Here is a 12506-nt window from a genome sequence, read left to right as displayed (position 1 = left end):
GTGTATATAAACCCCATAATCCCTGACGCAGGAAATCATAGAAGACGCCGGCGAAACAAATAAGAATGATAAAAAACAGTATTCCCTTGGCCCATTGCCGGTTATAAAACTGCCCAAAACCGGGGATCAGCGCCACAGCCAGCGCCACCGGTGCATGGTGGCTGGCAGAGAGTGGCGCCTGGTTTTCCTCATGAAGACGCATAGACACAAAGATGTTCCTTTCACTGGTGAGGGAGTGAAATCACTCCCTCCGGTCAGACATACGTGGGTTTCAGCAGGCGTTGCCGGTTATTCGTTGCTGRCTTTCGCCGCTTCTATTTGCATCTGGATATTTTTCACCGCGTCGTTCAGCGCGGCATCAACCGGCTGTTTGCCAGTCACACCCAACTGGATGCCGTTGTTCGCAGGCCCCCAGACTTCCTGCATTTCAGGTACACCCGGCATCGCCGTGGCGCGGGTGGATTGTTCGGCCACCGCGTTGGCTTTCTCATCATTTTTGATCATCGGATCATTAACCAGCGCCGTCAGTGCCGGGATTTCCTTGGTCACTTCGTAGCGCACTTTGGCGTACTTCGGCTGGTTGATGAAGGTGATGAATTTTTCCGCCAGCGGTTTTTGCTTGCTGTAGGTTGAAACCGCATAACCTTTTACGCCGAGGAAAGAACTCATCGGTTTGCCGTTTGGCAACAGCGGCAGCGCTTTCACGCCATAGTTAATGCCAGCAGCTTCATACGGCTGGAAGGCCCAGGGACCGGTGATCACCGCAGCCGCTTTCTTTTCAGTAAACAGCGAGTCGATGGCGTTCAGGCCGTTATCGCCGACAATCCCTGCCGGGAATAACCCGTCGGCATAGAATTTCTTCAGGTAAGTAATGGCTTCAATGCTGCCCGGTTTATTCAGGCCGATATCTTCGACGTTGATTTCGCCTTTAGCATCCTTACCGAATATATAGCCGCCCATCGAGGCCATCGCGCCGTAGGCGTAATACACTTCGTCAAACTTGGCTAACAGACCATATTTACCTTTCGCCCTTTCGGCTTTGGAGAAAGTGTAATACTCGTCGAGCGTTGCCGGTGCCTGTGGCAGTAAATCTTTGTTGTAAATCAGCACCAGCGTTTCCACCGCTTTCGGCACCCCATAGGTCTGGCCTTTAAGCTGGAAGGCGTTCAATGCTGGCGGCGTAAAGCTCGCAAGAAACGCTTTGTCGAGATTCAGTGGCGCCAGTAAACCCTGTACCACTGCCGTGCCCAGCTGATCATTGGGGATCACGACGACGTCGGGGCCGATACCTGCCGGACCATCCAGACGTAATTTCTCCGTTTGTTGTGCATAAGGCGTTTCCTGCACCACGACTTTGACGTTGTTCTCTTTTTCAAAATCTTTCACCGCGTCGGAAATACCGGAAGATTTCTTAATATCTTCCCAGACAAGTAACTGTCCCTCTGCTGCCCGGACGGCCTGGCTGCTGAGACTTAATGACATCAGTACCAGGGCAGTAAGGTGGGTAATTTTCATTGTCGCTCCTGAATGTGAAGGTATAACATTTTTGTAGGGTACGTAACGACAGTCAGTCAACACTTTATACAAACAACCCTTTAAAATCTGATTTAGCAATGATGAATGTCGCCTTAAAAACTATGTTATACGTTAAACTTACACACCATAAATCACTACAAAAAGATGCGCATTGTGTGATCTTCTCTCCAAAATTCAAACCCGCCTGTGCAAACGCTTACACAAGGTGGTTATAGTCCGAAACATCAGCGGTATGAATTATTCATGAGGTCAAACATGTCCAGCATCAGACTTAAAAATGTGGTCAAGCGTTTCGATAAAACAGTGACGTTGCATGGCATCAATATTGATATTGAAGACGGCGAGTTCACCGTTTTCGTCGGGCCGTCGGGGTGCGGGAAATCCACCCTTCTGCGCATGATTGCCGGGCTGGAAGATATTACGGAAGGAGACGTTTACATTGGCGAGCAACGGGTGAATGACGTCGACCCTTCACGGCGTGGCGTGGCGATGGTGTTTCAGTCTTACGCGCTGTATCCGCACATGACCATTGCGGAAAACATGGGTTACGGGCTAAAAGTCAACGGCGTACCGAAAGAGGAAATTCGTCATCAGGTGGAGATGGTTGCCAAAACCTTGCAACTTTCTCATTTGCTGGACAGAAAACCGAAACAGCTTTCCGGCGGTCAGCGCCAGCGCACCGCGATTGGTCGTGCGATTGTGCGAAATCCGCAGGTGTTTATGTTTGATGAACCGCTGTCTAACCTGGATGCCGAGCTGCGGGTGGATATGCGTTTACACATTTCCAAGCTGCATCAGGAACTGAAAACCACCATGGTGTACGTGACGCACGATCAGACCGAAGCCATGACGCTGGCCGATAAAATCGTGGTGATGAATTACGGCAAAGTCGAGCAGACAGGCGCGCCGATGGATCTGTACTACAACCCGGTGAATCAGTTTGTGGCCGGATTTATCGGCTCGCCGAAGATGAATTTTCTGCCTGCAGAGGTGCTGAGCTGGCAGCCGGAGCGGCTCGAAGTGCGCCTGACGCCGGAGAAGACGCTGACGCTGGCGCTGAACACCAGCGAACTGGCAGCAGGCGCTAAAGTGACGCTCGGCATCCGACCTGAACATCTGCTGTCGCAGGAAACTGAAAACGTGCTGGAATTTAACTGCGAAGTGGTTGAACGGCTGGGCAACAGCACCTATCTGTTTGGTCAGTGTTATGGCACCGACGGTTTCAAAATGCTGCTGCCGGGCGACATGGCGTTCAATCCTTATCAGAGCCTGACCACCTGGTTCGATGCTAAACGTTGCATGGTATTCAGCGAAGACGGTATGCGCATCAGCGCACCGAGCCTTTCACATCTGCATTAATGTTGTCAGACCGCCCGCTGCGGCGGTCTCCTCCCGCACTTTCCCCGCTAAAGGGCTTTCCCCCATCAGATTCATTTACACCCTTTCCTTTATGCAGGGCTTTTGCGCCGCATAAAGGAAAGGGGCTTACCGGGACACTTCACCTCCCGGCAGTTTCAGTGCTATATCTCTTTATCATGATTTTCAGATAAGGGATCCCCATGCCATTGCAATGCCGCATTCTTGATGATTACCAGAACGTTTCCCTTTCGCTGGCTGACTGGCGCTCACTGGCACCGCAGGTGGAATGCCAGGCGCTGACGGAACATATTGCTGATGAAAATACCCTCGCTGAAACCCTGAAAGACGCCGATATCGTCGTGATTATGCGTGAACGCACACCGTTCACCGCCGCGCTGTTTACCCGTTTGCCCAAACTGAAACTGCTGATCACCTCCGGTATGCGCAATGCCTCAATAGATCTCGCGGCGGCGAAAAAGCATGGCGTGACAGTCTGTGGCACCGGCAGCGGGCAGTCTGCGCCGGTTGAGCTGACATGGGCACTGATCCTCGGGCTGGCGCGGCATCTGATGACTGAAAATAATGCGTTTCGCCACAACGGCTCGTGGCAAAGCACGCTGGGTTTTGGCCTGAGCGGCAAACGTCTTGGTCTGYTGGGACTGGGAAAAATTGGTCAGAAGATGGCACATATCGCGCAGGCGTTCGGTATGGATGTGTGTGCGTGGAGCCAGAACCTGACCGCAGAACGCGCGGCGGAACAGGGTGTGACACTTTGCGCATCGAAAGAAGAATTACTGCAAACCAGCGATGTGGTGTCCATTCATCTGGTGCTCGGCGAACGCACGCGCGGCTTGCTGGGTGCGCAGGAACTGGCGCAGATGAAGCCCTCCGCCCTGCTGATTAATACCTCGCGCGCCGCGATTGTCGATCAGCCCGCCCTGCTCAGTGCGTTGCAAAAGGGTGTGATTGCCGGTGCCGGACTGGATGTGTTTGATGTCGAGCCGCTGCCGGCAGATCATCCTTTCAGAACGCAACCCAACGTACTGGCGACGCCGCATCTGGGCTACGTTTCAGACGGCAATTATCAGGTGTATTTCACCGAAGCCGTCGAAGACATTCAGGCGTTTCTGGCCGGAAAACCGGTACGCGTTTTGGAATAAGGTAAACAACAGGCGTAAAAAAACCGGGCATCAACCCGGTTTTTGTATTCGGTCGCGACGAAACTACTTGGTTTCGTTGGCTTTGRTTTCGCCCATTGCTTTCAGCTTTTTGGACATTTCACGACGTTCTTTCGACAGGTCCGCATTGCGGATGATGTAATCATCAACGCGATCTTCATAGTCGCCGCGCATGCTGGCAATGATCGCCTGAATTTCGTCGATGCTCATACCTGGTTTGATGTAATCACTCAGGTTGTCGAGCAGCAGAACACGTTTCTGGTTGTCACGGATTTTCTTTTCGTTGTCAGCAATTTCGCGTTGTAATTTGTTTTTACGACGGAAAATGCGCACAAACTCCAGAACGTCCTGGAAACTCGGCTTATTGATATTGTCCATTTTAACACCTTCGATTAAGTTACACAGATTCAGTGACTGACTTGTCGCAACCGCTTGTCCTGCCTTAACTGTCAGCTAGCAGAAGAGTAGCAAAGATCGGGCTGCGCGCTCAGATAATCGTCCAATAACGCCATCTTACCCGTTTTAGGCCACAGACAAAAATCCCTTCATGCTTTCGGCGTTTTACCGCTGATTATTTGAGCGTCTTCTTTTTGCATCGTCATGGTGATCAGGTCGCCCATAGCCCGCAGTTGTTCCGCCACCTGTGAGCTCAGCCACACGTAGCCATACACCTGCGCTTCCAGATGATTTGCTGCATTCATTTCCGCCATCAGCGCTTTCAGCTCTTCCGCAGATTCGTTGAGCTGATGATTGATCGTCAGTTCGTCGCCTCGCGTGCCGTTCATCAGCATCAGACTGAGCTTTTCCAGCGTATTGAGCATCAGCAGTTGCGCACTGCGCAGCGTGCGGGCATTGAGCATCAGGAAATGGCTTTCGCGCGAACTCCAGTAGGCATCGGCCAGCAGTTCCAGCGTGCACAACAGATTACGGCTCAGGGTCTGGATCGCATCAAACACTTCACGCGGAATATGCGATTCCTTACTGGCGGGAGCGAACAGAGCGCGCATCTTGACCATCTGCCCCATTGTCGTTTTCATTTTACCGTGCAGATGCGGGCGTTCGAGCATATTCGGCGATAACCACGCGCTGTAGAGTTTGTTCAGCGACATCAGGTAATCGGCCATCTGCATGCGCCAGTGAATAAACGCGCGCTGCGGATAAATACTGGCGAAAAGCAGCGCCAGCAGGGATCCGAAAATCACATCGCCGGAACGCCATAGCGCGGTATTCATATCGCCCGGCCCTGCGCCACACACCACCGCCAGCGTAATGCCGATCAGCAGCGCCATATACGGACGCTTGCCAAGGGTCAGATAGCCGCTGACAAACATCACAATTCCGCACCACACCAGCATCAGCGGAAAAGAGTACAGCTCGAGCCATAAGGCAATCAGCCCGGAAACGGAACCCAATACCGTGCCGGTAATGCGCTCCAGCACGCGCTGAAGCACGTTTCCCCAAAACGACATCGGTCCCATCACCACGACCAGGGTGATCAGCGGCCAGGTACCTTCGGGGATTTTCGTCAGACGGACAATCAGGAATGTCAGAATAAATGCCACCGCGATCCGCAGGGCGTGAGTCATTCTGTAATTACGGTAAATGACGTTATCCAGCGCAGAAATTTTCTTGTCGAGACGCACGTTGAGCCTGCCGTAAGGCGTAAATTCAAAGAAGGCGGTAGTTTAGCCGAGTTACCAGAGGGGATCACCCTGGTTTTTGTCAGGGATTTGGGGGATCGGTGCGGTATTGCGGAACAACGGGCAGATTTTGATGATGTGTTCCATGCCTGCGCATTTTGTCATGACTTCATTGTGGCGGATGGTATCCTAGTCGCCGTCGAGTTCATTCATTCCGCACTGATTAAGGTTATTTCCGTCATGTCAGACAAGCCGCAAAAAACTTTTTATTTTCATGATTACGAGACATTCGGTAAAAACCCGGCGCTGGATCGCCCGGCACAATTTGCCGGGGTGAGAACTGACGAAGATTTCAATATTATTGAAGAACCGCTGGTGATTTATTGCCGCCCTTCTGACGATTATCTGCCTGAACCTGAAGCGGTGATGATCACCGGTATTACGCCACAAGTGGCGCTGGAACGCGGCCTGATCGAAGCAGAGTTTACCGCGCAAATCCATAAAGCTTTCAGCGTACCGGGCACCTGCATTGTCGGATATAACAATATCCGTTTCGACGATGAAGTGAGCCGTAATATCCTTTATCGCAACTTTCACGATCCGTATGCTTATAGCTGGCAGAACGGCAATTCCCGCTGGGATTTGCTGGATGTGATGCGCGCCTGTTATGCACTGCGTCCGGAAGGCATCAACTGGCCGGAAAATGATGACGGTTTTCCGAGCTTCCGTCTGGAACATCTGACCAAAGCCAACGGCATTGAACACGAAAATGCCCATGACGCGATGGCCGACGTCTACGCCACTATCGCTATGGCAAAGCTGGTGAAACAGGCGCAACCGCGTTTGTTCAGCTTCCTGCTCGAGCATCGCAGCAAACATAAACTCAATACCCTGATCGACATTCCTGCCATGGCCCCGCTGGTGCATGTTTCCGGTATGTTCGGCGCGGCACGCGGGAATACCGCGTGGGTCGCACCACTGGCGTGGCATCCTGAAAACAAGAACGCCGTGATCATGTGCGATCTGGCCGGTGATATGTCGACGCTGTTAGATCTCAATCCTGATGAGATGCGCGAACGTCTGTACAGCCGCCGCGAGGCGTTGCAGGCCGGGCAATCTCCGTTGCCGGTCAAGCTGGTGCACATCAACAAATGTCCGGTGCTGGCACCGGCCAAAACACTGTTGCCGGAAAATGCCGAACGGCTGGGTATTGACCGTCAGCGTTGTCTTGAGAATTTGCAGTTACTGCGTCAGAACCCGCAGGTGCGCGAGAAAGTGGTCACGATGTTTGCTGAAGCAGAGCCGTTTACGCCTTCCGATGACGTAGACGCCCGTCTTTACGACGGTTTTTTCAGCGATGCCGATCGCGCGGCCATGCGCATCATTGTGGAAACCCGTCCGGAGAACCTTCCCGCGCTGGATCTGACCTTTAATGATTCCCGCATCGAACCGCTGTTGTTTCGTTTCCGCGCCCGCAACTACCCTGCCACGCTGACCGATGCCGAACAGAAACGCTGGATGTTGCATCGCCAGGAGAAACTGACGGACGAGCGTGTGCAGGCGTACATTTTAGAGCTTGAATCGCTCTATAACTTGCATGAGGGGGATGTTGAGAAGATGGCGCTTCTCAAGGCGCTGTTTGAATACGGGAAGAAACTGGTGGGTTAATTTTTGGGGATTCCCGAACAACCCCTTCCGGAATAGTGAGAATTTCGGTTTTTCAAAAGCAGTTCCCATGCGGCTTTTTGTGCCGAAACCGACGAGAGAGGAAAGTGCTTTTCCTCTCTCGACTCTCCTCGCTTTTTTCACTGCGCGCTTCGCTGGTCACAATGTTTCAGGTAGCACAGCGACAGGCTGGAAATCTTGCCGCTGCGCGGTTCCTTCTCTCGGTCTTCGAGCCACAGGTCTCGAAGCCGCTCCGTTCAGCAAGATTTCTGAACCGCCCGCACGATCTCAAATTCAAAGTCGGATTGTTTTTCATCTTTTAGAAAAGTGTATTGGCGTGATCAAAAATGGCACCGAATGAACGGTTCGAGACCCAAGGCTCGACACCTGAAATGAGGGAATCGCGAAGCGATGACATTTTACGCCACTCACTGTTGCCGGGAAATATGTCCGTCGTGCCTGCGGTAGCGCGTGTTGAAAAAAGCGGGGGGAATGCAAAGGGGGAAAGCACTTCCCCCTTTGTTCGGTTTCGGCGCGACACATTCAATAATCACCGTTCGTGAGAAACCGAAATATTCTCGATCAGATTTGAAAAGTCGCAATCACAGCAACCTCTGCAAAGTAGAGCCGCCATTGCAGCGGCCTTTCTGCAAAGAAAGTTTCCTGCCCTTTTCAAAGGGCAAAAATTACGCTTCCGGCGCAATCTCACCGCTCATCTGCGGAGGCTGCTTACGAAACGCATTGGTGATGAACGCCAGATACCCGAGGCCAATCGCGCCCCAGACTAAGCCCAGAGTCATCGAACTCGATTCCAGATTCAGCCACAACGCACCGACGGTCAGCGCACCAATCACCGGCAGGATCAGGTAACTGATGTGATCTTTCAGCGTACGGTTACGTTTTTCACGGATGTAGAACTGTGAAATTACCGACAGGTTCACGAAGGTGAACGCCACCAGCGCACCGAAGTTAATCAGCGCGGTCGCTGTCACCAGATCAAAGGTTATCGCAGACATCGCCACAACACCGACCAGCAATACGTTGAACGTCGGGGTACGCCATTTCGGATGCACGTAACCGAACAGTTTTTCCGGGAACACGCCATCGCGGCCCATTACGTACAGCAGACGGGAAACACCCGCATGTGCGGCCATGCCTGATGCCAGAACGGTTACACAACTGAAGCACAGAATGACGGACTGGAAGAACTTACCTGCCACGTACAGCATGATTTCAGGCTGAGACGCGTCCGGATCTTTAAAGCGCGAGATGTCCGGGAAATACAGTTGCAGGAAGTAAGACACCACCACGAAGATGATGCCGCCAATCAGCGCGGTCAGGAAAATCGCTTTCGGAATGACTTTGCCTGCGTTTGGCGTTTCTTCAGACAGTGAACTGATACCGTCAAAGCCCAGGAATGAGAAGCACAGAATGGTCGCACCGGTAATCATCGGCACTACATGCGCATTTTCACTGAAGAACGGCTTAGTGGTTGCCAGCGTACCCATCCCCTCGCCCATATAAACGCCACGCACTAACAGACCCAGGAACACCACCATGATCGCCACCTGCACCACAACGATAATGCTGTTCAGGTTCGCCACAATCTTGATGCCGCGCAGGTTGAAGGCGGTCATCATGCCGACCAGCGCCACCACAAATATCCATGACGGCACGCCAGGGAAAATGGCTTCCAGATAGATTTTCGCCAGCAGGATGTTGATCATCGGCATGAACAGGTAGTCCAGCAGTGATGACCAGCCGACCATAAAGCCGACGTGCGGGCTGATAGCTTTTTGCGCGTAAGTGTAAGCAGAACCGGCAGACGGGAAACGCTGCACCAGTTTGCCGTAGCTCACGGCAGTAAACAGAACGGCGATCAGCGCGAAGATGTACGCTGTCGCGACGTGACCATCGGTCAGGCCGGAAACAATGCCGAACGTATCGAAAATGGTCATCGGTTGCAGATAGGCAAGCCCCATCATGACAACCTGAACCAGTGTCAGGGTTTTACGCAGTTGTACACGCTGAGTGGCCGGAGCGGCAGATGCATTAGCAGACATGGTTCAGCCCTCCCTGGATTGCAGACACCGGGCGCTTAAACGCCTCTGAAAGCAACGTACAGGGAAAACTTCGGGAGTTATTACCAGTAAACGGGGGGTAGATCTTCACGTCGCTGAACGCGGAGGTGAAGGCTGTGCGAATGTGACCGCAGCTGACAGAAGCACCGGCAGGCACCGGTACAGGTTTGAAGTATTGCCCCATATTACATTTCCTCATAGTGGCGACCGTTTTTAATTTGGGATCGCACACGAACCTTGTTATCTATCCGGATCTGGGTCCGGCCTCTGTTGAATTAGTTTGGGTACTGCATATACAAAAAAAATAACCGGCGCCTTTAAGCGTCGGTTATCTGCAGTGCGGCGTATTTTGCACAAATCACGCATGAATGACAACATTCACAGGCGTTGCGTTACAAATTCTTTTCCAGTATTGAACATAATGCGCGTATTCGTTAACCGTGCTACGCGTTGCGGAGCATCCAGTCTATCTCCGTTTCCGTCACCCTTCTCTCGAACTGCAACAGTTCATCGGATTTACAGGTGTGATAGACGTGTGAGAAACGTTCGCCGAGGATTTTCTTCAGCGCGGGCTGATCGTCAAAATCATACAGCGCATCGCTCTGGCGGATAGGCAGCGGAATACCTTCCTGTTCCAGACCGTTACCGGTGACCGGTTCGGGTAATGGCAAATCGTTGTCCAGACCATACAGCATGCCCGCCAGTACGGTGGCGACCACTAAATACGGGTTAGCATCGGCACCGGCCACGCGATATTCCACGCGGTGATCGGCGGTTCCGCTGCAAGGAACACGCAGGGCAACGGTACGGTTATTGTGCCCCCACGACGCCTGCGTCGGCACATACATGCCCGGCTGGAAGCGGCGGAAGGAATTGACGTTTGGCGCCAGCACCGCCATAGAGGCCGGCATCAGTGCAATCATGCCAGCGAGCGCGCGTTTCATCAGTTCAGAATCTTCGCCACTGGCATTGGCAAACAGGTTTTTACCGTTGTCATCGAGCACGCTGAGATGGATGTGCATCCCGCTGCCCGCATATTCATCGTAAGGTTTCGCCATAAAGGTGGCGTCCATATCGTGATTTTCAGCTACCAGCCGCACCAGACGTTTGAGCATCAGGGCGTAATCACAGGCGCGCAGAATATTTTCGCTGTGGTGCAGATTGATTTCGAACTGGCCCGGTGAAGATTCCGCCACCGCGCCATCCGCAGGTAACCCCTGAATGTGCGCCAGACGATCAATGTCACTGAGCACATCCGCAAAGTGATCGAGATTATCGACGGAGTAAACCTGAGTATGCATGCTGCGTTCCTGCGTCCCCGGGGTGCAGGGTGGCTGAATATAGCCTTCCGCATCACGCTGCCTGTCGAGCAGATAGAACTCCAGCTCTACCGCTACCACCGGGAACAGGCCCCGCTGGCGCAATGTTTGCCAGATATGATTAAGCACATTGCGTGGTTCAACGTTAAAGGGAGTGCCATCTTCGTCAAGCATGGTCAGAAGCAACTGGCCGGTATGTTCAGGGTCGGAAGCCGATGGCGTTAAGGTTCCGGGAACCGGCACACAGGTGCGGTCAGGTTCGCCCAGTTCCTGGCCTAGTCCGGCTTCTTCCACAACATTACCGAGAATGTCCATGGCGAAGACCGATGCCGGGAAATAACAACCTTTTTCGAGTTTACGGAGTGCTGAGACGGGAACGCGTTTGCCGCGGAAGGAGCCATTGAGATCGGTGAGCAGGACGTCGACGTGAAGGGTTTGCGGGTGACGCTCCAGGTATTGGGATACTTCATCCTGGAACGCGCTACTTCGCTCTTCAACGTGCTTAGCGAGGGGCTCGGTCCCGCTAATCTCTTTCTTAATTTCATTCATCAGTTCAGTCGCTTGCATAGGTTTTCCGCCATTTGCTGGTTTCCGGCATATCAGGCTCCAACAGGGTGCCAGCCGGTTATCTTTACCGGGTCATCACTTTGTTCAACGCTGTGCTCTCATGGAGTGGGGATCCTCTCAGTTTTTTACTCAAAGCTCTTTTATGCTCAAACCGTTTATTGCTCAAAATAACGGCCATATCATTAACCCTAGCCTTAACATTAATTATTTGCAACATGTACATTACCGCAACATATCAGTTTGAAAAGCGACCTGAGCGCTGCTAAATTGGTCAATATAAGGTCAATATTCTGAGCAGTAACGTGCGGGGAGGCACGTACTGTCAGCCAATTCATCTACTCAACGAGGCGGTATTATGGGCAATATATTTTCCACGGCATCTGCGGGAAAAGAGACGCGCTACAGACCGGTCATTGGGGTAGTCATGTGTAAAAACATCGTTGATGAAAATCCTGCCCTGACTGTCCACGAAAAGTATCTGGACGCCATTTTCAACGCCGATGCCCTTCCCGTTTGTCTGCCACATGAACTGGCAGCGCGCGAAGGCGCGATAGACCAGATTCTGCGCGGTCTCGACGGCATCTTCCTCACCGGCAGCCCCAGCAATATTGAGCCTCATCAGTACGGTGAAGAAGGTGTCGAGGAGCAGGCCGATCCCGGCCGTGACCGCCTGAGTTTGCAGTTGATCCGCGCGACGCTGGATAAAAAAATCCCGTTGTTCGCCGCCTGTCGCGGATTGCAGGAACTGGTGGTTGCCACCGGCGGCAGTTTGCACCGTAAAGTGCAGGACGTGCCGGGCTATATGGATCACCGCGAAGACACCACCTTGCCGCACGACAATCAGTATGATCTCGTGCATCCGGTACATATCGAACCGGGCGGCTTACTTTCGGAATTATTACCCGATTATCAGCAGTTTCAGGTGAACTCCCTTCACGGTCAGGGAGCCAACCGTCTGGGTGACATACTGACCGTGGAAGCACGCGCACCGGACAATCTGGTGGAAGCCGTGAGTGTCCGCAATCATCCGTTTGCCCTTGGTGTGCAGTGGCATCCGGAATGGCACAGTCTGACCGACCCGGTGTCGCGTCAGCTGTTTAACGCTTTTATCGCTGCCTGTCGCAAGGGCCATCAGGCCCGGAGCGCACGAGAGGAATAAAC

10 protein-coding genes and 1 pseudogene are annotated in these 12506 nt (G+C 52.8%); 5 read left to right on the top strand and 6 right to left on the bottom strand.

From position 1 onward, the window contains the following. A pseudogene (locus AC1DUO_RS13050) lies at nt 1-202 on the bottom strand (sugar ABC transporter permease); the annotation flags it as partial. Nucleotides 203-288: 86 nt separating this feature from the next. Further along, nucleotides 289-1515, bottom strand: coding sequence for an extracellular solute-binding protein (locus AC1DUO_RS13045; protein ID WP_477987559.1), 1227 nt, complete (start codon nt 1513-1515; stop codon nt 289-291). 276 nt (nt 1516-1791) lie between these two features. Between AC1DUO_RS13045 and AC1DUO_RS13040 the strand changes: the two genes are divergently transcribed. Next, complete coding sequence (locus AC1DUO_RS13040) at nt 1792-2895, top strand: ABC transporter ATP-binding protein (RefSeq protein WP_015689634.1); 1104 nt, start codon at nt 1792-1794, stop codon at nt 2893-2895. Nucleotides 2896-3095: 200 nt separating this feature from the next. Continuing rightward, nucleotides 3096-4055, top strand: coding sequence for a D-2-hydroxyacid dehydrogenase family protein (locus AC1DUO_RS13035; RefSeq protein WP_015689633.1), 960 nt, complete (start codon nt 3096-3098; stop codon nt 4053-4055). 63 nt (nt 4056-4118) lie between these two features. On the opposite strand, the gene AC1DUO_RS13030 is transcribed toward AC1DUO_RS13035, so the two are convergent. Together AC1DUO_RS13030 and AC1DUO_RS13025 are read right to left on the bottom strand one after the other, a co-directional pair. Then, nucleotides 4119-4451 (bottom strand): DUF496 family protein, encoded by a 333-nt coding sequence (locus AC1DUO_RS13030; protein ID WP_477987556.1) that lies wholly within the window; start codon nt 4449-4451, stop codon nt 4119-4121. Between the two features lie 167 nt (nt 4452-4618). Beyond that, nucleotides 4619-5716 carry an FUSC family protein gene (locus AC1DUO_RS13025; protein WP_013574906.1) on the bottom strand — a complete coding sequence of 366 codons (1098 nt, stop codon included), beginning with the start codon at nt 5714-5716 and terminating at the stop codon, nt 4619-4621. A gap of 237 nt (nt 5717-5953) precedes the next feature. Here AC1DUO_RS13025 and sbcB point away from each other — a divergent pair, with 237 nt between their 5' ends. Both sbcB and AC1DUO_RS13015 read left to right on the top strand, forming a co-directional pair. Beyond that, a complete protein-coding gene (sbcB, locus tag AC1DUO_RS13020) occupies nt 5954-7381 on the top strand; it encodes an exodeoxyribonuclease I (RefSeq protein ID WP_013574905.1) in 1428 nt (475 codons plus the stop codon). After that, a complete protein-coding gene (locus AC1DUO_RS13015) occupies nt 7353-7739 on the top strand; it encodes a hypothetical protein (protein ID WP_126124173.1) in 387 nt (128 codons plus the stop codon). The genes sbcB and AC1DUO_RS13015 overlap by 29 nt, the downstream gene beginning before the upstream one ends. A 325-nt stretch (nt 7740-8064) precedes the next feature. Here the strand turns inward: AC1DUO_RS13015 and AC1DUO_RS13010 are convergent, their stop codons facing one another. Both AC1DUO_RS13010 and AC1DUO_RS13005 read right to left on the bottom strand, forming a co-directional pair. After that, entirely contained in the window at nt 8065-9441 is a 1377-nt protein-coding gene (locus AC1DUO_RS13010) for an APC family permease (RefSeq protein ID WP_013574904.1), read from the bottom strand. Nucleotides 9442-9902: 461 nt separating this feature from the next. Continuing rightward, a complete protein-coding gene (locus AC1DUO_RS13005; RefSeq protein ID WP_049804358.1) occupies nt 9903-11327 on the bottom strand; it encodes a glutamine synthetase family protein in 1425 nt (474 codons plus the stop codon). 373 nt (nt 11328-11700) lie between these two features. On the opposite strand from AC1DUO_RS13005, the gene puuD reads away from it, so the two are divergent. Continuing rightward, on the top strand, nt 11701-12504 hold the full coding sequence (gene puuD, locus AC1DUO_RS13000) for a gamma-glutamyl-gamma-aminobutyrate hydrolase (protein ID WP_015689631.1): 804 nt from the start codon (nt 11701-11703) through the stop codon (nt 12502-12504). Nucleotides 12505-12506 lie beyond the last annotated feature (2 nt).

The organism is Rahnella sp. P4_A8, from assembly GCF_056402435.1.
The sequence above is the reverse complement of the archived record's forward strand: the minus strand, read 5'-3'. Positions and strand labels throughout refer to the sequence as shown.

Coding starts and splice junctions, on each gene's coding strand:
- puuD (WP_015689631.1), top strand. CDS start 11,701: ATGGGCAATATATTTTCCACGGCATCTGCGGGAAAAGAGACGCGCTAC.
- AC1DUO_RS13040 (WP_015689634.1), top strand. CDS start 1,792: ATGTCCAGCATCAGACTTAAAAATGTGGTCAAGCGTTTCGATAAAACA.
- sbcB (WP_013574905.1), top strand. CDS start 5,954: ATGTCAGACAAGCCGCAAAAAACTTTTTATTTTCATGATTACGAGACA.
- AC1DUO_RS13010 (WP_013574904.1), bottom strand. CDS start 9,441: ATGTCTGCTAATGCATCTGCCGCTCCGGCCACTCAGCGTGTACAACTG.
- AC1DUO_RS13005 (WP_049804358.1), bottom strand. CDS start 11,327: ATGAATGAAATTAAGAAAGAGATTAGCGGGACCGAGCCCCTCGCTAAG.